This window comes from Deltaproteobacteria bacterium (assembly GCA_029210625.1).
Taxonomy (GTDB): Bacteria; Myxococcota; Myxococcia; order SLRQ01; family SLRQ01; genus JARGFU01.
Window position 1 is genome coordinate 1 of sequence record JARGFU010000047.1, and the last position, 24,659, is coordinate 24,659.

A 24,659-nucleotide genomic window follows, 5' to 3' on the forward strand; every position below is an offset into this window, starting at 1 on the left:
AGCGATGCACCCCTCTCCTGCGAGGCGTCTGCGGCACCGCCCCGTCCACCCATCGAAGCCTCGGAGACCTGGTGCGGGGAGCTCGCCCCGGAGCTCCCCGACCCGCGCCTCGCGCTCCTCGCCGCGCTGGTCGAGCAGGCCGAGGCCAGCGCGCCCGGAGAGGCCCCCTTCCGCACCCTGGCCCGGCGGGGACTGCCCGCGCTGCACCTGCTGGAGGGGGCCTGGCAGCAGCCGGCGGCCTTCCTCGGCCTTCAGGGGCGGCCCCTCAGCGAGGCCGCCAGCGCGGCCCTGCGCTCCGAGCTGGACTCGGCGCTCGAGGAGGCCGTGGGCGACCACCTGCGCCAGGAGGCCCTCGCCCGCCTCGACCGGCTGGAGGGTCAGCTGCGTGGCCTGGTCGAGGAGCTTCAGGGCGGGGGACCGCGGCCCCGCCTCGCCGCCCTCTTCGCGCACCTCGAGGCCCTCCCCTTCGAGGCGCGCGCGAGCCTGCTGCGCGGCCTGGGCCTCTCCGATCCCCGCCCCTGGCTGAACGCCGACGCCGCCCCCCACCTCTTCGAGGCGCACCACCGCGGGATGCTCGAGGATCCCGAGGCGGCCCGCGCCCGGCTCCTCGAGGCCGGCGAGGCCGAGTTCATGCGCCACACCTTCACCTTCGAGGGGATGGCCGAGACCCTCTCCGGGCGGCTGGAGGCCCTGGAGGACGCCCGGGCCTTCGTCGAGGGCTGCGAGAGCCCCCTGCTCACCTTCCGGCCCCTCGCCCGGGAGCTGGCCGCCGAGCTCCCCGGCCTCGCGCGCCTGCACGAGGCTCAGCGAGCGACGCAGGGCGGCGTCCGGATCGAGGTGCCTCGGGAGGGCTGGAAGACCGACCTCACCCACGCCTTCCTCGGCAGCGACGAGCGGCTGGCCGAGACCCTCCTCCTCGCCGGCCTCGCCGATGAGGCGCAGGCCGACCTCGCCGGGCACCGCGCCGGCTTCGAGGCCACGGCCTTCCTCGCCTCCTTCCTCGCCCCCTCCCCCCTCTCGGGCGTCACCTCCGGCGCCAAGCGGGCCGCCGCGGCGCCGGTGGCCGGCCTCGCCGCCCGCCTCGAGGATCCCCGGGTGGCGGGTGCGCTCCTGCGCCTCGGGGTGCCGGTGGCGGAGAAGGCCGCGAGCAAGCTGGTGGGCAAGACCACGGGCGCCGCGATCCCCTCGGCGGTCGACCTCGTCGGCGCCCTCATCCAGGGCGACGGCCGCTACGACGCGCCGCTGGTGGACCCGATCAGAACGCCGCCGGCTCGACGATGATCGTCACCGGGCGCGTCTCGCGGACCGCCCCGCTGCCGCCCTGCTCGACCAGGTCGACGTTCACCGTCAGCAGCCGGGGCGAGGTCCCCGGCGTGAGGCAGCTGCCCAGCCCGGCCACGAGATCGAAGCCCAGGCGGGCCGCCGTCCCGGACCCATCCGTGATGCCCTGGGCGTAGCCGGTGAAGCCGTCGTCGTAGCCAACGCCGCCGAGATCGGCGGGGGTCGCCTGCGAGACGCAGGAGACCGCCGGCTGGGTGGTCGGCGCGATCCACTCCACCGCCTCCACGCGCTGGACGAAGCAGGTGGTGTCCGGGGTGCCCGCGTCACCGTCGTCGCGCACCTGCCCCCGGAGGTCCGAGGTGCCATAGCGCAGCAGGGCGTCGATCCCATCGACGACCCTGGTGTTCATGCCGGTGCCGTTGCTGTCGAGGGTGTAGCGCAGCACGCACTGCCCGGCGCTGGGCGGGACCCCCGCGCCGTTCAACCCCGTGCAGCACTGGTTGATGCCGCAGCTCCAGGTGGAGGGGCCGGTCTGGAAGGCGCAGACCGGGACGACGGCCCCGGTCTGGGTCGAGATCTCGTTGAGCTGGGTCGCGGCCGTGCTGTTGCTGCCCGACTGCATGGTGAGGACCCGGGCGCCGAGGGCCTGCAGGGCCGAGAAGGCCTCCTGCTTGGAGTGGGCGTCGAACACGGAGCCGGGCGGGTAGTCGGTGTGCACGTGGGAGTTCGCGTCGGTGATGTGGACCACGAAGGGGAGGGCACCGCTGCGGAAGCCCACGCCGCCGCGGCCGGCGCCCGTGTAGGCGGGGACGCTGTCCGCCGACCAGGTGCCGCAGGTACTGCTGGTGCCCGCGCCCCAGCTGGTCCCGGCCCCGGTGGCGACCTGGTAGAGGGACTCGTAGCCCGACTCGGGAGTGTCGAAGCCGTTGTGCAGGGCGAGCGCGTTGGCGCCCGCGACCGCGAGGGCGGCGTCGGTGGTGATCGGCTGCAGCAGGGTGAAGGGCCGGTCCCCGCTGGAGAAGCAGCCGAAGGGGGGGATCGGGTAGTCGTCCCAGCTCCCCACCCCGAAGGCGGCCCCGGCGACCTTGGTCTGGACGCCCGGGATGATCGTCTGGCCGATGTCGGTCTGGAGGTTGTTGATCTCGCCGCCCATCGAGCCGGTGGTGTCCATGTTGAAGAAGACGTCGGCCAGCTGGTGGCGGGGCTGGAAGAGGAGCCGCCGGGTCTGGGGGCCCAGCCGGTCCGAGACCACCACCCAGTCCGAGACCACGTCGTCGGGACCGTTGCTCTCGTCGCAGGGGTCGGTGCCGAGGGTCACCTCCACCAGATCGCTGGCGCCGTCTCCGTCGGAGTCCTCGACGATCCGGGCGTCGACCGGGAGGGCGGAGCAGTCCGGCTCCGCCGCGTCGGCCAGGCGATCCCCGTCGGAGTCGAGATCGCGGAAGTCGGAGATCCCGTCGCCGTCGCTGTCCACCGCCGCCGTCGTCAGGTCGGCGTCGCCCGCCTCGAGGGCGTCGAGGATGCCGTCGCCGTCGCTGTCGGCGTCCAGGGCGTCGATGGTGCCGTCGCCGTCGCTCTGGGCCGTCCCCTCCTCGGTGTCCGAGATGAAGTCCCCGTCGCTGTCGATCGAGTAGGGGTCGAGCCCCAGGGCGGTCTCGTCGGTGTTCGAGAGGCCGTCGCTGTCGAGGTCGTCGTCGCAGAGGTCGCCCAGGCCGTCGCCGTCGAGGTCGGCCTGGTCGGCGTTGTCGATCGCCGGGCAGTTGTCGAGGGCGTCGGCCGTCCCGTCTCCGTCGCCGTCGCAGACCATCGGATCCTCGACGTGGGAGATCGAGTCGCTCCCCTCGTCACAGGTGTCGATGGTGCAGGCCACCCCGTCGTCGAGGTCCACCGCGCTGCCCGGCTGGCAGCCGACCCCGGGGAGGCAGACCTCCACCCCGTCGCAGAAGGCCCCGTTGTCGCAGACCGAGGCGTCCGGCGCGTGCACGATCTCGTCGGCGTCCTCGTCGCAGCGGTCGGAGGTGCACACGATCCCGTCGTCCACCTCGGGCGGCGCGCCCGCCGTGCAGCCGAGGGTGAGGGAGCAACTCTCCACGCCGTTGCAGAAGAGTCCGTCGTCGCAGAAGGCGTCGTCGGCGACGTGCACGATCTCGTCGCCGACGAGATCGCAGAGGTCCCGGGTGCAGGGCAGCCCGTCGTCGACCGAGGGCACCACCCCCGCCTGGCAGACCCCCTCCACGCACTGCTCCTCGCCGGTGCAGAAGACGCCGTCGTCGCAGTCGGCGTCCGTCTCGCAGGGTGTCTCGCCGTTGACGGGGCCCGTGCTGCAGGAGGAGAGGAGGAGCGCGGCCGCGACCGCGAGGAGGGGAGCTCGGAGGGATCGCATCCGTGAGGCAAACCACCCATCGCCACCCACCGCAAGGTGGGATCTCCTGAACTCCTTCGAGGGTGGAGCGCCTCCTCGGGGAGGGAGGCGGCGGCGCCTACTCCGCCTTTCCGCCGGGGGCCGCGCCGGGCTTGCGGCGGCGGCGGCGGCGCCGCGGCCTCTTCGCGGCCTCCCCGGAGGCCGGCGCCTTCTTCACGACGACCTTCACCTCGGGCCGGGGCTCACCTCCGGGCCGGGGGCCCCGGCGGCGGCGGCGGCGCGAGCGCCCGTTCTTCTTCGCGCCCTCGGGGGGCGGGGCGCTCGGCGGAGGCGGCGCGGGCTCCTCCTCGAGCACGAACTTCGGCTGACGCGCCGGGCGGGCGGGGGGCAGGCCCAGGGCCTCCCGCCGGGCCCGGTTCTCGGCCTCCAGCTCGAGGATCTCGGCCAGCATGCCGCTGACCTCGACCTTCTCCTGCTTCTTGGGCCGCCACTTGCCGGTCAGGGGGGTGTCGGGGGTCAGCTCGCCCTGCTCGTAGTGCTCCCAGAGCTCCTCGGCGTGGCGCAGCCCCCGCAGGTCGCGGTCGAAGCGCCCGAAGAAGCGGGAGAGGTTCCCCAGGTCCCGGATCAGCAGCTTGCGGGCGTTGCGGTTGGTCGAGGCGTCGACCGCCTGGGGGAAGTCGATGATCACCGCGCCCTTTCGACCCGCCAGGACGTTGAACTCCGAGAGGTCGCCGTGGACCAGCCCGGCGCAGAGCATCTTCTGGGCGTCGGCCACCAGCCCCTCGTAAAGGGCGCGGGCCTCCTTCCGCTCGAAGGTCAGCTCGCCCAGGCGGGGGGCCGGGCGGCCGTGGCGATCGGTGACCAGCTCCATGATGAGGACGTCGTCGACGTAGGCCTTGGGCTCCGGCACGTTCACCCCCGCGTCGCGCAGGCGGTAGATGACGTCGGCCTCGACCTGCCGCCAGGCCTCCTCCTGCTTGGCCCGGCCGTAGCGGCTGCCCTTGCTGATGGCCCGCTGGTCGCGGCTGCTGCGCGTGCGGCGCCCTTCCGTGTAGTCGGCGCGGTGCTTGAAGCTGCGCTCGGCGGCGGCCTTGTAGATCTTGGCGACGTGCTCCTCGCCGTAGGCCCGCACCAGGAAGAGCGTGGCCTCCTTCCCGCTCTGCAGCGGGCGCAGGACCTCCTCGATGATCCCCTGCTCGATCAGGGAGGTCAGGGCTTCAGGGATACGCACGATCGGTCACAGGGAGTGGGTTCGGGTGGAGGGCATCCGGTCTTTGACCAGAGAATCTGGGTCCCGAAAAGTCTCTGGTGCCAGACCCCGGTCGATTGGGGCTTCCCGGGCGCGATCGGGAGGCCCAGGATAGGAGTCAGGATGAAGAAGCTCTCCCCCCTCCTCCCCACCCTCGCCCTCCTCTCCCTGCTCGCCCTCGGCGGCTGCGAGAGCTCCGCGCCGACGAAGACGCCGGGGCTGAAGCACCTGCTCAACCGCCCCTGGGTCGCGAAGGTCGCCACCTCGCCGAAGGAGATGAACACCGTCCTGGTCTTCCTCGAGGACGGCCAGCTCGGGGTGGCGCTGAACGGCTCCTCCTACCAGCACCTGGTCACGGTCTTGCGCCACGAGGAGAAGGGCAACGTGCTGGCGATCGAGCTTTTGCAGGTGGGCCGCAGCTTCGAGGTCTTCGGGAACACCTACGAGTGCGAGGGCCCCGAGGGGCTCGACCTCTGCCTGGAGCTCGGACCGAAGCTGAAGCAGCTTCGCCTCTACAGCTCCAGCGAGTGGGAGGTCGGCGAGGTGGGCACCCCGAGCTTCGGCCTCCAGCTGGAGGAGCGACCCAGGGTCCGGGTGGCCGAGAGCCCCGAGCCGATCGAGGCCGAGGCGGGGTGGCCGCTCCTGCTGCCCGCCCTACCTTAGAGGAACGCCGGTCCGCGAATAGGCTCGTCCCGGCCCCGTCATCCCTCTGTCAGGAAGCCGGCCGGCCCTGGTTCCGCCCGCGTTCCTGCTGCTAACGTGTCCGCTTGCGAACGCCCCGCCGTTTCCGGCCGTGGGGCCCGAGATTCGAAGGAGTGCCCGGAAATGCGAAGCAGAAGCTGGAGTTGGCTCTTCGGGGCGATGGCCCTCCTCCTCTCGGTCCCCGGGTCGGCGATCGCCGCCGGGCCGGCCCAGAAGGCCCTCGAGAAGCCGATCCGGACCCTGGTCTCGGCCGTCCGCTACGAGAAGGACGCCCTGGCCCTGAAGAACCTGGCGGGCGAGGAGCAAGGGCAGGCCCTGCTGGGCGAGCACTGGGAGAAGGCCAGCCCCGAGCAGCGAAAGCAGTTCGTGCGGGACTTCCAGGCCCTCTTCGCCGCCCTCGCCTTCCCCAAGATCCGCAAGGCCTTCGAGCACCTCGAGACCATCGTCTACGGCGAGCCGACGATCGAGGGGAAGAAGGCCACCCTCGAGTCCACCCTGGTGGTCCTCCACCCGGTGAAGAAGCAGGAGTACCGGGTGAAGTACGACCTGCTGCAGCAGGGGAAGGACTGGAAGGTGGTGGACGTCCAGGTGCTCGGCACCGGGCGCCCGAGCATGCTCATCGGCATCCGCGACGAGCAGGTGAAGCCCATCCTCGAAGAGGGCGGCGTCGAGGCGGTCCTGCAGGTGATGACCGAGCGCCTCGAGCAGATCGCCAAGGCCAAGAAGGCCGGCTGACGCACCCCGGCCCCACCCGACACTCCATCGAGGCAGCGGCATGAAGAACATCTTCGAGGAGCACCTCGCTGCAGGGTTCGCGCGCGCCATCTCCCACTGGCCCGTGCTCACCCTCTCCGTCATCGCCGCGGTGGTGGCGGGCTCGGTCTACCTGGGCAAGCAGCTGACGGTGAACACCGACCAGCTCCAGCTCCTCGATCCCAACCTGCGCGCCGTGCAGGACGTGCAGGAGGTGATCGAGATGGTCGGCGGCGCCGGCCACCTCTTCATCGCGCTGCGCGGCAGCGACGAGAAGCTCCTCAAGGAGGTCACGGAGGACGTCGCCAAGATCCTCGAGGACGACCCCGAGCACATCCGGCACTTCTTCTACAAGGTCCGCACCGACTTCGTCCGCGAGCGGGCCGGCCTCTTCATGAAGACCGAGGACCTCGAGGTCGTCCGCGACCGGGTCTTCGCCTACCTCGAGGATCAGAAGCGGCGGGCCGACCCCTTCTTCTTCGAGCTGCGCCCCACCGAGCCGGTGAAGCTGGAGCTCGAGGACATCATCGCGAAGTACCGGAAGATCGGCCGCAAGACGATCACCGACGACTACTGGATCAGCGACGACAAGCAGATGCTCACCATCGTCGCCAAGCCCAACTGGGCCCAGAACGAGCTGGGCAAGACCGGCGAGCTGGTCGACCTCCTGCGGCAGCGCTTCACCGAGTACGGCAAGACCGGGAAGGCCACCCTGGTCGAGGACTACGAGCGCGAGCCGTCGTCCGATCCGAAGATCATCGAGTACGCCTTCTCGGGCGGCTACAAGCTCGCCTACGACGAGAGCTACGAGATCAAGAAGTCGCTGGTGCCGGTCAGCGCCATCGCCTTCGCCGGCGTCTTCGCGGTGATGCTGCTCTTCTTCCGCAGCCGCTTCGCCGCGGTGATCCTGGTCGTCACCGGCCTCATCGCCGGGGTGGCGGTCTCCTTCGGCTTCGCCCGCCTGGCGGTGGGCGAGCTGAACATGGTGACCAGCATGCTCGCCGGGATCCTCATGGGCCTCGGCATCGACTTCGGCATCCACGTCGTCTACCGCCTGCGCGAGGAGCTCGAGCACGGCGTACGCATCCGCGAGGCGGTGCGCATCGCCATCATCCACCAGGGCCCGGCCTCCTTCGTCTCGGCCGCCGGCATCGGCGCGGCCTTCTTCTCCCTGCTCTTCTCCGACTTCCAGGGCTTCTCCCAGTTCGGCCTCCTGGCCGGCGCCGGGGTGATCCTCATCGGCCTGGTCATCTACGCCTGGATCCCGGCGGTCCTCACCGTCCTCGAGGACCGCAAGAAGGGCCTGGCGGTGAAGGCCCTCGGCTCGCCCCGGGCCCAGCCCGAGGACGCCCAGGCCGACCGCATCCCCCGCCCCTGGCTGCTCCTGGGCCTCTCCTCGACCTTCGCCCTGCTCCTCACCGCGCTCGCCCCCGGGGTGGTCTTCGACTACGACACCCGCACCCTCTCGGTCGAGAACCAGCCCTCCCGGGTGCTGCTCCAGGAGATCAACGACCGCTTCGGCGTCTCCTACGATCCCCTGGCCATCGTCACGCCCGACCTGAAGGCCACCGAGGCCGTCTACCGGGCGCTCTCCGACAACCCCGATCGCTACCCCATGGTCGACTCGGTGCTCTCGGTCTTCACCTTCGTCCCCCCGCACGACCAGCAGGTGGCGAACGCGAAGATCCTGCAGGAGGCCAAGGCCCGGCTGCAGGAGATCGACCCGGCCGTCCTCCCGCCGAAGGTGCAGGAGCGCTGGGACGAGGGCATGCGCTTCCTCGACGCGAAGCCCTACACGGTCGAGGACCTCCCCGACTTCGTCGCCAACCAGTTCCAGGGGGTGGGCGAGGCGAAGGCGAAGGGCCGCTGGCTCTCCTTCGCCTACCCCGCCGTCGATCTCTGGAGCGGCAAGCGGGTGATGGCGCTGGCCGATCAGGTCGAGGAGATCCACACCGCCGAGGGCGAGACCTTCCACTCGGCGGGGCTGCCGATCCTCTACGCCTACCTGGCCCGGGTCGTGCTCCACGACGCCAACGTGGCCGTCGCGATCACCGCCATCGCGCTCTTCCTCATCCTGCTCCTCGACCTGCGCTCGATCTCCAGCGCGCTCATCGCCCTGCTGCCGCTGGTGCTGGGCATGGGGATGATGCTGGGGGCCATGCGCCTGCTGGGCATGACCCTGAACTTCATGAACATCGTGGTCTTCCCCATCGTGCTGGGCTACGGCGTCAGCCACGGGGTCTACCTGATGCACCGCTTCGACGAGGGGGCGACGGCCCGCCAGGCGCTGCGCTCGGTGGGGACCGCGGTGCTGGCCAGCACCCTGACCACCCTCGCCGGCTGGGCCGCGCTCCTCTTCGCCTCTCACCGGGGCCTGCGGACCGTGGGCAGCCTGGCCTGTCTGGGGATGCTCTCGACCCTGGTGGTCTCCTTCACCGTGATGCCGGCGGTGCTCCAGCTCCTCGACGATCGCCGCCGCAAGGCCGGCAAGGTCGAGGTCCCCGAGAGCCCCCCGCCCTTCGAGGAGGACGAGACGCCTCCCGAGGAGAAGAACGATGCCGACGCGTAGCCTGGCCCTGATCGCCCTGGCCCTCCTCGCCGGCGGCTGCGGCACGGTCCGCTCCAGCTGGATCCGGCCCGACTACCCGGCCACCGATCGCACCGAGACCGTGCGCCTCCAGGTGATCACCTCGCCGGCGCCGGCGGACGTGCCCGAGGCCTGCGAGCTGATGAGCCTGGTGGCCCGCCGCTACACCAACCAGAAGCGGGACTTCATCGCCAAGGTGAACCGCTGCGACCAGACCCCGCCGACCACCTGCGACGAGGGCATCGACGGCCTCTTGCTGCTCGAGCCGACCGCCGAGGTGCAGGAGACGAAGATCGCCCTGAAGGTCGAGGCGAAGCTGCTGCGCTGCAAGGACCGCGAGCCCATCTGGACGGCCACCGGCGCGGGCAGGTGGCCCAAGTCCGACGACAAGGTGAAGGAGCTGGCGGCCACCTACGGCAGCGAGCTGGGCGCCGTGGTCATCCCGTGGGTGCCCGCGACCTTCCATCTCCTGCGGGCCATGCTCGACACCCTCCCGATGCCCGCGCTGATGGGAGAGGAGGCGGTCATGGAGAAGATCGAGCTGGGCGAGTAGGCGATGCCCGACACGCCCCTCGTCCGCTCGGCCCGCCGCCTCTCGAAGGCGGTGAGCGCCCTCTCCTTCGCGCCGCCGACCACCCACGTCTACAACCCGCTGGACTACGCCTGGTCGATCCACCGCCGCTACCTCCAGGAGTTCGGCGGCGGGAAGAAGGTGGCGGTCTTCCTGGGCATGAACCCCGGCCCCTACGGGATGGCCCAGACCGGGGTGCCCTTCGGAGAGGTCGCCCACGTCCGCGACTGGCTGGGGCTCTCCGGCAAGGTCGCCCAGCCGGCCCACCCACACCCGAAGCGGCCCATCCAGGGCTTCGACTGCCAGCGCTCCGAGGTGAGCGGGGCGCGCCTCTGGGGCTGGGCGAGGCGGCACCACCCGGACCCCCGCCGCTTCTTCGACCGCTTCTTCGTCTTCAACTACTGCCCGCTGGTCTTCATGGAGGAGAGCGGGAAGAACCGGACCCCCGACAAGCTGCCGGCCGCCGAGCGCGAGCCCCTCTTCGAGGCCTGCGACCGGGCCCTGATCGAGGCCCTCGAGCAGCTTCGCCCCGAGTGGGTCATCGGCGTGGGGAAGTTCGCCGAGCAGCGAGCCCGCGAGATCCTCGGCGAGGGCGGCCCGAAGATCGGGACGATCCTCCACCCGAGCCCGGCGAGCCCCCTGGCCAACCGGGGCTGGGAGCCGCAGGTCGAGCAACAGCTGGAGGCGATGGGTCTCTCCATCGGAGGGTGAGAGGACATGGGCTACACCTACTTCGAGTACCGCATCCACAAGGAGTGTCCGGAGTGCGCGTTTCCCCTGGTCGTCAACGGCCCGGCGCTCGAGACCCGCTGCTCCTCCTGCCGGGCGCGGGTGCACCTGGGCAAGGAGTTCTGGTCCTCCCGCTTCGCCATGTCGGAGGACGGCGGCTTCTTCGTGCGGGGTGAGCGGATCGGTCCCCGTCCGGGAAAGAAGCGGAAGAAGCCGCTCTGCGACCGCTGCGAGGCGCCGCTGGAGGTCACGGAGGTGGAGGCCGGCACGCGCGGCGAGGTGACCTGCGCTGGCTGCGGCGCGGTCCACCTCACCGCGCCGGTCCCCGAGTGGATGCGGGGCATGAAGAAGGACGGCAGCCCGCCGGACCAGCTCTTCTGCGTGGAGCCGGAGGAGGCGGACGAGAGCCCCCCGGAGGTGGCCCCGCGCCCCATCGCCTTCGCCTGCGTCGGCTGCGGCGCCAACCTCGAGCTGAACCTCGAGACCCCGCGGGTGATGACCTGCACCTACTGCGAGGTGCAGCAGTTCCTCCCCGGGGCGCTCTGGCACGCCCTGCATCCGGTGAAGCGGATGCGATCGTGGTACGTCCGCCACGGCAAGCGGTAGCGGCCGACCCACCTCACCTGTAGTGCATCTTTACCGTGCGCATGGAATAGTCCGGCCCTGAACGAGCAAGGTGGCGGACCCGATGCGGAAGGCGACGATCGACGAGGAGGATCGTTGGAGATGCAGCGTTTCGAGCGGCTGACGATCGGCGCGAGCATCCTGGTGATCACCGTGACGGTGGTCGGCGCCGGGATGGCGATGCTGGCGGGGCTGCTCTTCTTCCGCTTCGAGGCCCTCTCGCAGGACGCGCTCGTGGCCCGCGGCCGGGTGATCGCCGAGGGCACGGCGAGGAACCTCACCGGCTCGCTGGTCTTCGACGATCCCCGGGGCGCGACCGAGCTCCTGGCGACCCTCGAGAACCTCGGGGACGCCCGCCGCGCCATCCTCTTCGACGCCGCCGGGGAGAGCTTCGCCTCCTTCGAGGGCGAGGGTCCCGGCGAGGTCCTGCCCGCGGGCTCGAGCGAGGCGGTGGAGCTGCGGCCGGGCGCCGCCCTGGTGCGAGCGCCGATCGTCCGCGACGGCGAGTTCCTGGGCAGCCTCTCGATCCACTTCTCGACCGCGGCCCTCACCGAGCAGCGCCGCTCGGCCCAGCAGGCGACCGTCCTGCTGACCCTGGCGATGATCCTCGCCTGCGCCTTCTTGACCTGGCGGCTGCGCAACCTGGTGATCGGCCCGATCCAGAAGCTCGCCGGGACGATGCGAGGCATCGCCGCCGGGGGTCTCCTCGACACCCGGGTCGAGCACGCGCGCTCGGACGTCCTCGGGCAGCTCTACGACGTCTTCAACCAGATGCTCGCCGAGCTCGACGAGCGGCAGCGGGAGCTACGGACGAACGAGGCCCGGATGCGGGCGCTCCTCGAGGCGGCCCCGGACATGGTGATGGTCCTCGACGAGCACGCGCGGGTGGTCGAGCTGCCCTCCACCGGGATGAGCAAGCCCCGGGCGCTGGTCGGGAGGCTGCTCGGCAAGCGGCTGGACGAGCTGCTCGAGGAGGGCAGCACCGCGGCGATCCGCGACGCGATGGCCCGCACCCTCGAGTCGAGCTCGCACCCGCCCCTCTCCTTCACCCTCGAGATCGACGGGCGGCCGGTGGAGTTCGACGCGACGATCAGCCCGATGGGCGTCGCCCCCGGCCTGGAGTGCCCGGGCAAGCTCTTCGTCATGCTCTGCCGCGACATGACCGAGCGCCGCGAGCTGCAGAACCAGCTCCAGCAGGCCCAGAAGATGGAGTCGATCGGCCAGCTCGCCGGCGGCATCGCCCACGACTTCAACAACCTCCTCGCCGGCATCGTCGGCTACGCCGAGCTGATGAAGGTCGCCCGGAACGACGACGCGAAGCGGGCGCACGCCGACGAGATCCTCTCGATCGCCGAGCGGGCCGGCGACCTGGTGGACAACCTCCTGGCCTTCTCCCGGCGCGCCGAGAGGAAGATCGTCCCGACGGATCTCAACCGGGTCATCAAGCGGGTCGGCGGGATCGCCCGGCGGACCTTCGATCCGCGTATCCGCGTCACCTTCCTGCCCACCGACGAGCCGGCCATCGTCGTCGGCGACCCCGCCCAGCTCGAGAGCGCGCTCCTGAACCTCGCGGTGAACGCCCGGGACGCCATGCCCGAGGGCGGGGAGCTCGAGCTCTCGGTCGAGCTCACCCCCGGGGCGTCCGGGCGCGAGGCGCGCCGCTGCGTCCTCCGGGTCCGGGACACCGGCACCGGCATCCCGGCCGAGATCCTCTCCCGGAACTACGAGCCCTTCTTCACCACCAAGGAGGTGGGCAAGGGCTCCGGGCTCGGCCTCGCCGCCGTCTACGGCACCGTGCAGTCGACGGGCGGCACCCTCGAGGTCGAGAGCGAGGAGGGACAGGGGACCTGCTTCACCCTGAGCTTCCCGCTGAGCGAGGAGCGAGAGGCGCGGGTCACGGAGCCCGAGACCGAGGCGGCGCCCCGCAGCGGGGGGCACGTCCTCGTCGTCGATGACGAGCCGATCATCTGCAACCTCTCCCGCGAGCTCCTCGAGCACCTGGGCTACCGGGTCTCGGTCGCCGACGGTGGGCCGGCCGCCATCGAGCTGGTGAACCGGATGGGCAGCGAGCTCGACGCCGTCGTCATGGACATGGCCATGCCGCAGATGTCCGGCGCCGAGGCGGCGCGGAAGATCACCGAGGTCGAGCCCGACCTGCCGATCATCATCGCCTCGGGCTTCGACCTCCACGGCGAGGGCAAGGACGAGCTGGGGCGCGCGGCGGCGATCCTCAACAAGCCCTTCGGCATCAACGAGCTCGACCGCACCTTGCGGGAGGTCCTCGGCTGATCGTGGGCCGCGGCGACTGGAAGCGCTCGTACCGGCACGACGAGGGCCGGCGGACGACGGCCCAGCGCCGCGCCCTGCGGGAGCTCTGGGAGCCCTACGGTCTGAGCTGGACCTGGGATCGCCTCCTCGATCTCGACGCGGCCTTCGGGCGGGAGGGGCCCGCGATCCTGGACCTGGGCTTCGGCACGGGGGAGTCGCTCGTCGCGGCGGCGAGGCGCCACCCGGACCACCGGGTCCTCGGCGTCGAGGTCTACCGGCCCGGCCTCGGGGCGGCGCTGCTCGCGATCGAGCGAGAGGGGCTCGAGAACGTGCGCGTCGTCCGGGGCGACGCCTTCGAGCTCCTCACCCACCACATCGCCCCGGCGACCTTCGCGCTCGTCCAGATCTTCTTCCCGGAGCCCTGGCCCGAGTTCCCCGAGCGCCGGATCGTCCGGCCGCTGCTGCTGGAGCTCCTCGCCCGGACCCTCGAGCCCGGCGGCCTCCTCCACCTCGCGACCGACGTCCCGGCCTACCTCGACCACGCGCGGGCGGCCATCGAGGCGGCCTCCGGCTGGACCCTCGTCGAGGACTCCGCCGAGGAGCCCGGTCACCCCGACACGGTCTACGCCCGCCGGGCGCGAGACGAGGGTCGCCCGATCCTCCAGCTGCGGGCCCGGCGCGAGCCCTGAAGGCCCGCGTCGGCTTCAGAGGAGCCCGCGCTCGTGGAGCGCCGCGCGCATCTGCGGCACGGTCTCGTGGCGGTGGTCGATCCGCACCGCGTCCCAGCCCCGGGCGAGGGCCGCGTCCACGTTCGCGGGGAGGTCGTCGAAGAAGACGATCTCCTCACCCGGCAGGCCGACGTCGGCCTCGAAGGCCTCGTAGATCCTCGGGTCGGGCTTCACCAGCCCCAGGAGGTGGGAGGCGTGCTGGTGGTCGAGGGCGGCGACCGCGGGGTCGGCCAGCAGCCTCTCCCAGTGCGAGCGGCTGGTGTTGGAGAGGCAGGCGGTGGTGTGCCCGGCGCCCCGGAGCGCCTCGACGAGCTCGCGGGTGCCGAGATAGGGCCCCCGGATCCAGGCCCGGTCGATGCGGGCGACCTCCGGCGGCGACCAGACCCCTCCGAGCAGCTCGCTGAGCGCGCCGTGGAAGGCCTCGACGCCGAGCTCGTCGCGCTGGAAGCGGTCGACCAGCTCCCCGAAGCGCTCCTGCTCCAGCGGCTCGATCCGGTGCTCGCGGGGCTCCACCCCCGCGGCCTCGCAGCCCTCCGCCCAGGAGCGGCAGATGCGCAGGAGCACTCCTCCGAGATCGAAGCAGATCAGCACGGACACGATCCCTAGCTCAGACGAGCTGCGCGTCGAAGACCTCCCCGAAGGCGGTGATCAGCCGCTCGGCGATCTCCTCGTTCGAGGGCAGGGCCTCGGGGGGGAGCTCCTGCTCCAGGGTGGTCACCGCGTACTCGGAGATCCCGCAGGGCACGATCAGCTGGAAGTGATCCATCCGGGTGCGGACGTTGAAGGCGAGGCCATGGGTGCTGATCCACCGGGAGAGGTGGACGCCGATGGCGCCGATCTTCCGCCAGGGCTCGGCCTCGCCGTCGCCCAGCCAGCAGCCGATCATCCCCTCCTTCCTTCGCGCGTGAACGCCGAGGGTGGCGGCGGTGCGGATCATCACCTCTTCCAGGTCGGCCACGAAGCGGCGGACGTCCTGGCGGTCGGGCTTCAGGTCGAAGATGGGGTAGCAGACCACCTGGCCGGGGCCGTGGTAGGTCACGTCGCCGCCGCGGTCGCACTCCACGAGCTCGACGCCCCGCTCCGCCAGCGCCTCCGGCGAGAGGAGGACGTTCGCCGGCTTCCCGGAGCGGCCCAGCGTGATCACCGGCGCGTGCTCCAGGACCAGGAGGGTGTCGGGCGCGCCCCCCTCGAAGTGCGCCTCGGCGAGCGCCTGCTGCCGCGCGAGGCCCTCGGCGTAGGAGATCGTCCCGAGCCGCTCGACCCGGATCCGCTCGACCGCCCGGGCGCTCACTTGTTGATGGCGTGCACGGCCCGGCCCACCGCGGCCATGGTGGCCTCTTGCACCGCCTCGGCCAGGGTCGGGTGGGCGTGGACGGTGAGGCCGACGTCGTCGGCGACCGCGCCCATCTCCACCGCGAGGGTGCCCTCGGCGATGAGATCCGAGGCGCCGGCGCCGACGATCTGCACGCCGAGCACGGCCTCGCTCGCCGCGTCGACCACGACCTTCACGAAGCCGTCGGTCTCGGCGGAGCCGAGCGCCCGGCCGTTGGCGAGGAAGTGGAACTTGCCGGTCTTCACCTCGTGGCCGGCGGCCTTCGCCGCGTCCTCGCTGAGGCCGGTGGAGGCGATCTCGGGATCGGTGAAGACCACCGCCGGCAGCGCCTTCACGTCCCAGACCTCGGGGTGACCGGCGATGGCCTCGGCGGCCACCTCGCCCTGCTTGAAGGCCCGGTGGGCCAGGAAGGGGGCGCCGGTGACGTCGCCGATGGCGTGGATGCCCGCCGCGGTGGTGGCCAGGCGCTCGTCGACGACGATCGCGCCCTTCTCGTCCACCTGGACGCCGACCTTGTCGAGCTCGAGCGCCTCGGTGTTGGGGCGGAAGCCCACGGCCATCAGGATGGCGTCGGCCTCGAGCTTCTCCTCGCCCTTGGGCCCCGCGAGGGTGAGCTCGGCGCTGCCGTCGTCGCGGCGGACGAGGCCGCTGGCCTTCGTCTCGAGCTTCACGTCGATCTTCATCTTCTTGAGCTTGCGTTCGACCACCCGGGTGAGCTCGGGGTCGATGCCGGGCAGCAGGCCGTCGAGCATCTCGACGATGGTCACCTTCGCGCCGAGCTTGGCGTAGACCGTGCCCAGCTCCAGGCCGATGACCCCGCCGCCGATGACCACGAGGTGCCTCGGGATCCGCGGGAGGTCGGTGGCGGTGCGGGAGCCCCAGATCAGCTCGCCGTCCACCTCGAAGCCGGGGATGGCGATGGGCCGCGCGCCGGTGGCGATGATGCAGTGCTCGAAGTGGATCTCCTCGTCGTTCACCAGCAGTCGGCCGGGGCCGGCGAAGCGCGCCTCGCCCTCGATGATCTCGCCGCCGTTGCCCTTCACCAGCTGGGCGACGCCCCCGGTGAGCTTGGCGACGATCTTGTCCTTCCAGGCGCGGGTCTCGTCGACGTCCACCGAGACGCCCTCGGCGCTGACACCGAACTTCTTCGCCTCGGCGAGGTGGGAGACGGTGTGGGCGACGTGGATGAGCGCCTTGGAGGGGACGCAGCCCCAGTTGAGGCAGACGCCCCCCATCTTCTCCTTCTCGATCACGGCGGTCTTCAGCCCCAGCTGGGCCAGTCGGATCGCGGCCACGTAGCCGCCGGGTCCACCACCGATCACCACTGCCTGGTACGAGCGTGCCATCGTCCTTGCTCCTGATGCGTGTTCGCCGTGGGAGACTCTCACGCCTCCGGGCGATTCACGAGCCCCGCCGCTACTCCTCCGGGAGCAGCGCGAGCTCGGCGGCCTGCTCCCGCAGGCGCCAGTCCGGGGCCTCGAAGACGTCCTCGAAGAGCGCCTCCCGGGGGGGCGGCCCGAGGGCCTCCGCCTCGGCCACGGCGGCGGCCACCTCGGCGGCGACCTCCACCTTCATCGCCTCCTCCCCTGCCTCGTCGAGGTGCCCGCTGCCCCGCAGGAAGGCCGAGAGGCGATCGACGGGGTTGCGGCGGGCCCAGGCCTCGACCTCGCGGTCGTCCCGGTAGACCCGGGGGTCGTCGGAGGAGGAGTGCGCGCCCATCCGGTAGGTCAGGCACTCGATCAGCGCCGGCCCCTCGCCCCGGCGGGCCGCCGTGGCGGTCTCGCGCAGGACCCGGTGCAGCGCCAGGGCGTCGTTGCCGTCGACCCGGTAGCCGCGCATCCCGTAGGCCACCGCCTTCTGGGCGATGGTCTCGCTGCCGGTCTGGGCGGTGGTGGGCACCGAGATCGACCACTGGTTGTTCTGGCAGACGAAGACGACGGGCGCCTTCCAGACCGCGGCGAAGTTCAGGCCCGCGTGGAAGTCGTTGCTGCTGGTCGCGCCGTCCCCCATGAAGGCCGCCACCACCACGTCGTCGCCGCGGTAGCGGGCGGCCCAGGCCGCGCCGACGGCCTGGGAGATCTGGGTGCCGATCACCGAGCCCCAGGAGACCTGGTTCACGCCCCGGTCGGCCATGTGCGAGGGCATGTTGCGGCCCTTGAGCACGTCGCCACCGTTCCCGAAGATCTGGGAGAGGTAGGTCGTCAGCGGGAAGCCGCGGTGGAGCATCGACGCGCCCTCCCGCAGGGCCGGGAAGATCCAGTCGCGGGCCTCGAGGGCCTCGGCCGTCACCACCGGCACGGCCTCCTGCCCGTTGGCGGCGCCGTAGAAGCCGATGCGCCCCTGCCGCTGGTGCTTCATCATCCGATCGTCGAGGGCCTGCAGCAGCAGCATCGAGCGGTGGACCGCCAGCAGGCGCTCGGGGGTGATGCCGGCCGCCTCGAAGGGATCGTCCACCAGCGCCCCGCCCTCCGGATCGAGGAGGGCGAAGAGCCGCGGCGCCTCGATGCCCACGGGCGCGAGGACGCTGGTCGTCTCTTCCGGTGGGGGACGCAGGGGGCGGTCGGCGGGGGCGCTCATGCTCTAGATCGCGTCCAGGAAGAGCCGCTCGGGGTGCTCGAGGAGCCCCACCATCTCGTAGGCGAAGGCCGCACCGATGTGACCGTCGACCAGGCGGTGATCGAAGGAGAGGGAGAGGAGCATCACCTTGCCCGGGACGATCTGCCCCTGGTCGACGATGGGCTTCTCCTTGATCTGGTGGATGCCCATGATCGCGACCTCGGGGAAGTTGATCACCGGGGTGGCGAAGAGCCCGCCCTGGGCGCCCAGGGAGGTGATGGTGAAGGTCGAGCCCTGCAGCTCGTCGAGCTTCGCCTTGCCCTTGCGAGCGGCCTCGGCGAGGCGGTCGATCTCGAGGGCGATCTCCACCAGCGAGAGCTTCTCGGCGTTCTTGATCACCGGCACCATCAGGCCGGCGTCGGTCGCGGCGGCCATGCCGATGTTGTAGTAGCCGCGGTAGACGATCTCGCCGCTCTCCTCGTCGAGGGTGCAGTTGAGCTGGGGGTGCTTCTGCAGGGCGATGGTCGCCGCCTTCACGAAGAAGGGCAGATAGGTGAGCTTCGCGCCCCGCTCGGCGGCGGGCCCCTTGAGGGAGTCCCGCATGTGCACCAGCGCCCGCATGTCCACCTCCTCCACGAAGGTGAAGTGGGCGGCGGTGTTCTTCGAGTGCTGCATCGCGCGGGCGATGGCCCGGCGCACCCCCTTCATCGGGGTGCGCGACTCGCCTCCGGGGGGAGGCGGCGCGACGCCCGGGGGCACCGGCGCGAAGCCCGGGGCCTTCGGCGCGGACGTGACCGAGCCCACCGGCGAGGCGCCGCCCCGCAGGTCGCCGGCGGTGATCCGGCCGCCGGGGGCCGAGCCCTGGAGGGCGGAGAGGTCGAGGCCCAGGTCCCGGGCCTGCTTGCGGACCGCCGGGCTCGCGAGCACCGGAGCGCCGGTGGCGGCGGCCGGCCGGCGCGAGGGCTGGATCCGGCCGGCGAGGGGGGAGGTGGTCCGGGCCGGGAGGCCGCCCTCGAGGCGGGCCGGCGGCGTGTCGCCGCCCGCGGCGGGCGCCGCGCGATCGGGCAGCCCCGAGGCCAGCGGCGCCTCCGGGGGCGCGGCGGCGGGCGCGGCCGCCTTCGCCGCGGGCTCGGGCCGGGCCCGGGGGGCCTCACCGTCGCCGACGTCGATCACCAGGAGGGTCTGGCCCACGGCGACCACGTCACCCTCGGCGCCCTCCAGGGAGAGGATGCTCCCGGCGCGGGGAGAGGGGATCTCCACGCTCGCCTTGTCGGTCATGATCTCGACCAGGGGCTGATCCTCGGTGACCGTCTCGCCGGGACCCACGAGCCACTTGACGATCTCACCCTCGACCACGCCCTCGCCGATGTCCGGCAGCTTGAACTCGTAGGCCATCGCTCGCTCCACTTCTTCGCTTCAGTACGCGAGCACTCTCCGGATCGCGTGAGCGATCCGGGGCGCGCGCGGCAGGTAGTCCATCTCGGAAGTATAGGGAAAAGGGGTGTCCCAGCCCGCCACCCGCTCGGGGGGCGCCCGCAGGTGCTCGAAGCAGCGGCGGGTCAGCAGGGAGACGATCTCGGCCCCGTAGCCGGCGGTCAGGGGCGCCTCGTGGACGACCAGCAGGCGGCCGGTGCGCGAGACGCTCTCGGTGAGCATCCCGATGTCGAGAGGCACCAGGGTGCGCAGGTCGATGAGGTCGATGGAGGCGCCGTCCTCCTGCTGCACCCGGTCGACGGCCTCGATGCACTCGTGGACCATCGCGCCCCAGGTCACGACCGTCAGGTCCTGCCCGGGGCAGACGACCGCCGCCTCGCCCAGGGGGATCCGGTAGGGCTCCTCGGGCACCTCGCAGCGCGAGGCGCGGTAGACCCGCTTGGGCTCGAAGATCATCACCGGGTCCGGATCGTCGATGGCCGAGAGCAGCAGCCCCTTGGCGTCGTAGGGGTTGCTGGGCACCACCACCTTGAGGCCGGCGGTGTGGCAGAAGTACGCCTCCGGCGACTGGGAGTGGTAGAGGCCGCCGCGGATGCCGCCGCCGTAGGGCGTTCGCACCACCACCGGGCAGGGGTACTGCCCGCCGGAGCGGTAGCGGAACTTGGAGAGCTCGGAGACGATCTGGTCGAAGGCCGGATAGATGAAGTCGGCGAACTGGATCTCGGCGACGGGCTTGAGGCCGTAGAGGGCCATGCCGATGGCCGAGGCCATGATGCCGGTCTCGGAGAGGGGCGTGTCCACCACCCGGTGGGCGCCGTGCTTCGCGTGCAGATCGACGGTGGCCCGGAAGACCCCGCCGAAGCGGCCCACGTCCTCGCCCAGGACGACCACCCGCTCGTCGGCGGCCATGGCCTGATCCAGGGCGCCGTTCACCGCCTGGATGATGTTCAGCTCGGGCACCTAGCGGGCCTCCAGCTCGGCCGCGATGACACCCTCGGCGGCCTTGTAGCTCGAGCGCACCAGGGGCGCCGAGGCGACGTAGCGGAAGCCCATCTTCCTTCCCTCGCGGGCGAAGGCCGTGAACTCGTCGGGGGTCCAGAAGCGCACGACCTCGTGGTGCTTGGGGCTCGGCCGCAGGTACTGGCCGAGGGTGAGGAAGTCGCAGTCCACGCCGCGCAGATCACGCATCGTCTCGAGGACCTCCTCCTCGCTCTCACCCAGGCCGAGGAGGATCGAGCTCTTGGTGAACCCGACCCCCTCCTCCTTCGCGATCGAGAGCACCTCCAGCGACTGCTCGTACCTCGCCCGCACGTCCCGGACGGTGCGGTGGAGGCGGGAGACGGTCTCGATGTTGTGGGCGAAGACGTCGGGCCTCGCCTCGGCGATCCGGCGGACCGCCTCGCGGCGCCCCTGGAAGTCCGGGGTCAGCACCTCGATGCGCACCTCGGGGGTCTTCTCGTGGATGGCCTCGATGCAGCGGGCGTAGTGGTCGGCGCCGAAGTCGGGCAGGTCGTCCCGGTCGACGCTGGTGAGCACCACGTAGCGCAGCCCCATGGCCTCGACCGCCTCGGCCACGTGCCGGGGCTCGTCGGCGTCGAGGGCCCCCTTGGGGTTCCCGGTGGTCACCGCGCAGAAGCGGCAGCCCCGGGTGCAGACCTCGCCCAGCACCATGATGGTGGCGGTGCCCTCCTTCCAGCACTCCCCCACGTTCGGGCAGCGGGCCTCCTCGCAGACCGTGGCGAGCTTCTTCTCGCGCATCAGGTCCTTGAGCCGGCGGTAGTCCTCCCCGCCGGGCAGGGGAACCTTGAACCACGGAGGCAAGGTGGTCCGGCTGCGGGGCGCGGAGCCCTTCTCTTCCTCGGGAGCACGCATGGTTCTTGAGCGGAACGGCGGGTATCTAGTGCCCGCCTTCCGCTGGTGTCAACGCGCCCCCGGGCGGCGGTTCGGCGAAGCGACTTGCCCGGGCGGTGGCCTGGCCTAGCTTGATGCCCATGGCAGTGGTGGGTGGTTCGTGGGTGCGAGGGCTCCTCCTTCTCTTCCTCCTGGGAGCGGCGCCGCTGGCGCACGCCGCGGAGGAGCAGCGGATCCTGGTCATGGAGCTGGAGTCCGACCGGGGCGTCGATCCGGCCCTGGCCCGGGCGCTGCAGGACCGGGTGCTCCAGCAGGCCCGGGAGCGCGGCTACTCGGTCGCCGGTGAGAGCGAGGTCGTCACCCTCCTCGACACCGAGGCCAAGCAGATGCTGCTGGGCTGCACCGACGATCCGGGCTGCCTCTCGGCCAGCGCCAACGCCTCCCTCGAGGCGGACTGGCTGGTCTTCGGCCGCCTGACCCGCATCGGCGAGAGCTTCGATCTGACCCTGCGCCTGGCCGAGGTGCGCACCAAGCGCATCACCCGTCAGGTGCAGCAGTCGGTGCCGGCGAGCGAGGCCGACCTGGCCGAGACGGTGGGCCCCTCGATCGCGATGCTCCTGGCGCCGCCGCTCTCCGCCCCCCTCGACGAGGCCTACCGCCCGCCGAAGGCCTGGTACGCCCGGCCCTGGGTCTGGGGGGGCGCCGCCGGCGCCGCGGCCCTCGGAGTGGCGGCCGGCTTCCTCCTCCGCCCCCCCGCCGCGGGTGGAGCGCTCGGAAGGGTGGGCCTCGATGCGCCCTGAAGCCCTCCTCGCCCTCCTGCTCGCCGGCTCCACCGCCTGCACCGGCTACGACGCCAGCCTCTCCCTGACCCTGGAGGGCAGCGAGGCCCTGGGCCTGAGCGGCGGCGGGGGCTACGCCATCGAGCTGCTCGGCCCCAACGGTGAGACCCTGGAGGGGCTCGTGCCGGCCTTCCTCCCCTACGCCGAGGGCGAGCAGAGCGCCGGGGTGACCGTCCGCAGCTTCGAGCCCGAGGCCACGGTCTTCCCCGAGGGGGAGAGCGAGGCGCCCCTGATCCTCCGGGTCGAGGCGCGCCGACGACCCGACGGCCCGGCGATCGCCATCGGCGTCAGCCGGGTGCGGGTGCGCCGGCACCGGCCGGTGTCCGTGACCCTCGAGCTCCACCCCGATCCCCGCCCCCTCGGCCAGGGCTTCGAGCTGCGCTACGCCACCGACTGGGCGGCCCACGCCGCCGGCGACCTGACGACCACCGGCTCCAGCGTCGCCGTGCACGCCTCCCCGGCCGCCCCGGAGGGGGAGGCCTTCCACGCCTGGCTCTGCGAGCCCTCCTGCGCCACCGCCCCGCCGCGCTGGCTCGGCGAGGTCGAGGCCGGCCTGGACGGCGGCCAGCCCCAGCTCCTGCGGGTGGACGACGGCGAGCCGCTCATCGCGCGGGAGCTGGAGCTCGCCCTCTCCAGCGAGGCGATCGATCTGGGCGAGGGCTCCCTCGCCCGGCCCCTCGGCTTCGTGGTGGCCTCGGGCCAGCTGGAGGCCACCCGCCGGGAGGCGCTGGCGAGGCTGCTCACCACCCGCGAGGAGAGCAGCGGCGGTCAGCTCCAGACCCTACCCGCCGACGCCCCGCGCCTGCCGGAGATGCTCGGGGTGGCCGCCACCCACGCCGGCTTCGCCGCGACCCCCGGGCGGGACGACGCCTACATCCAGTCCCACACCGGCCACGTCTTCTGGACCCTCGGCAGCGGAACGCCCGGGCCAGCCACCCTGCCCACCCACTCGCCCCTGCCCGACGACACCGACCCCCGCGGCCTCCTCTCGGAGGGTGGGGTGCAGGGCCGGCTGACCCGGCTGGACCTCGAGGCCACGGCCGCCGCCGAGCTCTCCACCTCCCCCGAGGTCGCCGCCGCCGCCCTGGACCTGGCCGGTCACCTGGGGAGCGTCCGCGGCTCCGCCTGCGAGGCCTGGGCCTGGGGGCTCTACATCCTGATGGGCAGCTGCACCGCGCTCCCGCCCCCTGAGTGTGGCGCCCTCGACTGCGCCACCCTCCTGGCCGGCGCCCCGGACCTGCCGACGGCCGCCCGGAGTCAGCTCACCGCCGCCGAGGCCGCCCTGGCCGCGATCGCCACCCTCCCCGACGGAGCGGCGGGGGATCCGGTGCAGGACGCCATCGAGCGGATGAGCCTCTTCCCGGCGACGGCGGCGGACGCCGGGCCTTGAGCAGCCCGCCGGCCGGCCCCCGGGCCTGGGTCCCGCTGCACCGGATCGGGGCGGCCCCGACGCGGGCCCGCTTCGTGGAGCGGCCGCATCGCTTCGCCGCCCGCTGCGAGCTCGCCTCCGGTGAGCTCGTGGAGGCCCACCTCCCCAACCCCGGCCGCCTCACCGGCACCGCCGCGCCCGGGCGCGAGGTCCTCCTCGACGGACCGCTCGGCGATCCCCGGCGCTCGCTGCAGTGGACCTGCCTGGCCATGCGCGAGCCCACCGCCTGGGTGGGCACCGTGACCACCGCGGCGAACCGGGCCCTGCCCCTGCTCCTCGAGGCGGGCCTCCTGCCGGAGCTGGGGGCGCCCACCCGGCTCGAGCCCGAGGTGCGCCACGGCCACTCCCGCTTCGACTGGCGGCTCACCCTGCCCTCCGGCGAGCCCCTCTGGGTCGAGGTGAAGTCCGCCACCCTCGGTGAGGGCCGCACGGTCTCCTTCCCCGACGCGGTCACCGCCCGGGGCAGCCGCCACCTGAGCGAGCTGGCCGAGCTGGCCCGCGCCGGGGATCGCTGCGCGGTGGTCTTCGTGGCCCAGCGCGCCGACGTGCGCGCCTTCCGGGCCGCGCGGGAGATCGACCCCGCCTTCGCCGACGCGCTGGAGGCGGCCGCCGCCGCGGGGGTCACGATCCTCGCCGCCAGCCTGCGGATCGGGCCGAGGGGCATGCAGGTCCACCGGAGGCTGGAGCTCGCGCTCGACCCCTGAATGGGTGTGCAGCGCCCCCGCGCGCCTCCGATCTGCGATTAGAATGCGGGGAGCTCTGCGGCGTCGATCGCAGTGACCCCCACTCGAGGGAGGAGAATATGCGCAAGCCCGAGTCCCTGCTCTTCACGCTCTTCGTCGCCCTGATGGCCACGGCCACTGCCGGCTGCGTCATCCACCAGCGCCCCCACGGCGGCACCGTGCAGCAGCGGGAGATCTCCCGTGAGGAGGCGAACACCATCGCCTTCGACTTCGTACGCAGCCACGGCTACGCCTTCGCCAAGCTCGCCGGCACCGCCCGGGACGCCGGCTACTGGCGGGTGCACCTCTCCCAGCGCATGCCCAGCGCGATGGCCGAGCTCGATGTCTGGGTCGACGTGCGCACCGGCTACGTCGCCGACAGCACCCTCCATCGCCAGGGCCGGACCTCGGGCACCTGGAGCCGCGACGGGGGCTACGGCACCTCCCCCGGCTACTCCACCGGCGCCCCGCCGCCGCGCGGTCAGCCGGCCCCGCCGCCGCAGTACGCGCCGGCCCCGGGGAGCCGCCCGCCCTCCCACGGCCATGCGGCGCAGCCCGCCACGACCCCCGCGCAGCCGGCTCGCCCGGCCCAGCCCGCCCAGCCCGCGACCCGCCCGGCCCAGCCCGCCCAGCCGGCGCAG

General features: G+C 72.4%; 22 protein-coding genes. 13 read left to right on the forward strand and 9 right to left on the reverse strand.

The genetic code is table 11. From position 1 onward, the window contains the following. A partial coding sequence (locus tag P1V51_24210; protein ID MDF1566158.1) for a hypothetical protein occupies window positions 1-1,281 on the forward strand: 1,281 nt, incomplete at its 5' end. Here the strand turns inward: P1V51_24210 and P1V51_24215 are convergent. Together P1V51_24215 and P1V51_24220 are read right to left on the reverse strand one after the other, a co-directional pair. Next, the gene (locus P1V51_24215; GenBank protein ID MDF1566159.1) at window positions 1,256-3,664 is read right to left on the reverse strand and encodes a hypothetical protein; all 2,409 of its coding nucleotides are present in this window, start codon (window positions 3,662-3,664) and stop codon (window positions 1,256-1,258) included. The two genes, P1V51_24210 and P1V51_24215, sit on opposite strands and share 26 nt — an antisense overlap. A 97-nt stretch (window positions 3,665-3,761) precedes the next feature. After that, entirely contained in the window at window positions 3,762-4,874 is a 1,113-nt protein-coding gene (locus tag P1V51_24220; GenBank protein ID MDF1566160.1) for a hypothetical protein, read from the reverse strand. 141 nt (window positions 4,875-5,015) lie between these two features. On the opposite strand from P1V51_24220, the gene P1V51_24225 reads away from it, so the two are divergent. From P1V51_24225 to trmB, 8 genes are all read left to right on the forward strand, one after another. Continuing rightward, complete coding sequence (locus tag P1V51_24225; protein MDF1566161.1) at window positions 5,016-5,555, forward strand: hypothetical protein; 540 nt, start codon at window positions 5,016-5,018, stop codon at window positions 5,553-5,555. A gap of 162 nt (window positions 5,556-5,717) precedes the next feature. After that, window positions 5,718-6,329, forward strand: a complete 612-nt coding sequence (locus P1V51_24230; protein ID MDF1566162.1) for an ABC transporter substrate-binding protein — start codon at window positions 5,718-5,720, stop codon at window positions 6,327-6,329. A gap of 40 nt (window positions 6,330-6,369) precedes the next feature. Continuing rightward, window positions 6,370-8,916: an MMPL family transporter gene (locus tag P1V51_24235; protein MDF1566163.1), complete on the forward strand. Its 2,547-nt coding sequence runs from the start codon at window positions 6,370-6,372 to the stop codon at window positions 8,914-8,916. Continuing rightward, the gene (locus P1V51_24240; GenBank protein ID MDF1566164.1) at window positions 8,903-9,487 is read left to right on the forward strand and encodes an MXAN_6521/LA_1396 family lipoprotein; all 585 of its coding nucleotides are present in this window, start codon (window positions 8,903-8,905) and stop codon (window positions 9,485-9,487) included. Before P1V51_24235 ends, P1V51_24240 begins: the two co-directional genes overlap by 14 nt. A 3-nt stretch (window positions 9,488-9,490) precedes the next feature. Then, window positions 9,491-10,216, forward strand: a complete 726-nt coding sequence (locus P1V51_24245) for a single-stranded DNA-binding protein (GenBank protein MDF1566165.1) — start codon at window positions 9,491-9,493, stop codon at window positions 10,214-10,216. Window positions 10,217-10,222: 6 nt separating this feature from the next. Further along, window positions 10,223-10,840: a hypothetical protein gene (locus P1V51_24250; GenBank protein MDF1566166.1), complete on the forward strand. Its 618-nt coding sequence runs from the start codon at window positions 10,223-10,225 to the stop codon at window positions 10,838-10,840. A 120-nt stretch (window positions 10,841-10,960) separates the two neighbouring features. Next, complete coding sequence (locus P1V51_24255; protein ID MDF1566167.1) at window positions 10,961-13,147, forward strand: ATP-binding protein; 2,187 nt, start codon at window positions 10,961-10,963, stop codon at window positions 13,145-13,147. 2 nt (window positions 13,148-13,149) lie between these two features. Continuing rightward, window positions 13,150-13,815 carry a tRNA (guanosine(46)-N7)-methyltransferase TrmB gene (gene trmB, locus P1V51_24260; GenBank protein ID MDF1566168.1) on the forward strand — a complete coding sequence of 222 codons (666 nt, stop codon included), beginning with the start codon at window positions 13,150-13,152 and terminating at the stop codon, window positions 13,813-13,815. A 15-nt stretch (window positions 13,816-13,830) separates the two neighbouring features. Here trmB and P1V51_24265 read toward each other — a convergent pair whose 3' ends face one another. The 7 genes from P1V51_24265 to lipA form a co-directional block, all read right to left on the reverse strand. Further along, a complete protein-coding gene (locus P1V51_24265) occupies window positions 13,831-14,451 on the reverse strand; it encodes an HAD-IA family hydrolase (protein ID MDF1566169.1) in 621 nt (206 codons plus the stop codon). A gap of 10 nt (window positions 14,452-14,461) precedes the next feature. Continuing rightward, a complete protein-coding gene (lipB, locus tag P1V51_24270; GenBank protein MDF1566170.1) occupies window positions 14,462-15,145 on the reverse strand; it encodes a lipoyl(octanoyl) transferase LipB in 684 nt (227 codons plus the stop codon). Further along, window positions 15,142-16,533: a dihydrolipoyl dehydrogenase gene (gene lpdA / locus P1V51_24275; GenBank protein ID MDF1566171.1), complete on the reverse strand. Its 1,392-nt coding sequence runs from the start codon at window positions 16,531-16,533 to the stop codon at window positions 15,142-15,144. The genes lipB and lpdA overlap by 4 nt, the downstream gene beginning before the upstream one ends. A 70-nt stretch (window positions 16,534-16,603) precedes the next feature. After that, entirely contained in the window at window positions 16,604-17,764 is a 1,161-nt protein-coding gene (locus P1V51_24280) for a thiamine pyrophosphate-dependent enzyme (GenBank protein MDF1566172.1), read from the reverse strand. Window positions 17,765-17,767: 3 nt separating this feature from the next. Beyond that, on the reverse strand, window positions 17,768-19,138 hold the full coding sequence (locus P1V51_24285; protein ID MDF1566173.1) for a dihydrolipoamide acetyltransferase family protein: 1,371 nt from the start codon (window positions 19,136-19,138) through the stop codon (window positions 17,768-17,770). A gap of 21 nt (window positions 19,139-19,159) precedes the next feature. Next, window positions 19,160-20,137 (reverse strand): alpha-ketoacid dehydrogenase subunit beta, encoded by a 978-nt coding sequence (locus P1V51_24290; GenBank protein MDF1566174.1) that lies wholly within the window; start codon window positions 20,135-20,137, stop codon window positions 19,160-19,162. Beyond that, complete coding sequence (lipA, locus tag P1V51_24295) at window positions 20,138-21,049, reverse strand: lipoyl synthase (GenBank protein ID MDF1566175.1); 912 nt, start codon at window positions 21,047-21,049, stop codon at window positions 20,138-20,140. A 119-nt stretch (window positions 21,050-21,168) separates the two neighbouring features. Here lipA and P1V51_24300 point away from each other — a divergent pair, with 119 nt between their 5' ends. The 4 genes from P1V51_24300 to P1V51_24315 all read left to right on the forward strand — a co-directional run. Continuing rightward, window positions 21,169-21,828 (forward strand): hypothetical protein, encoded by a 660-nt coding sequence (locus P1V51_24300; GenBank protein ID MDF1566176.1) that lies wholly within the window; start codon window positions 21,169-21,171, stop codon window positions 21,826-21,828. Beyond that, window positions 21,818-23,257: a hypothetical protein gene (locus P1V51_24305; GenBank protein ID MDF1566177.1), complete on the forward strand. Its 1,440-nt coding sequence runs from the start codon at window positions 21,818-21,820 to the stop codon at window positions 23,255-23,257. Before P1V51_24300 ends, P1V51_24305 begins: the two co-directional genes overlap by 11 nt. Further along, window positions 23,254-24,000 (forward strand): DNA/RNA nuclease SfsA, encoded by a 747-nt coding sequence (gene sfsA / locus P1V51_24310; GenBank protein MDF1566178.1) that lies wholly within the window; start codon window positions 23,254-23,256, stop codon window positions 23,998-24,000. Before P1V51_24305 ends, sfsA begins: the two co-directional genes overlap by 4 nt. Window positions 24,001-24,098: 98 nt before the next feature. Beyond that, a partial coding sequence (locus P1V51_24315; GenBank protein ID MDF1566179.1) for a hypothetical protein occupies window positions 24,099-24,659 on the forward strand: 561 nt, incomplete at its 3' end.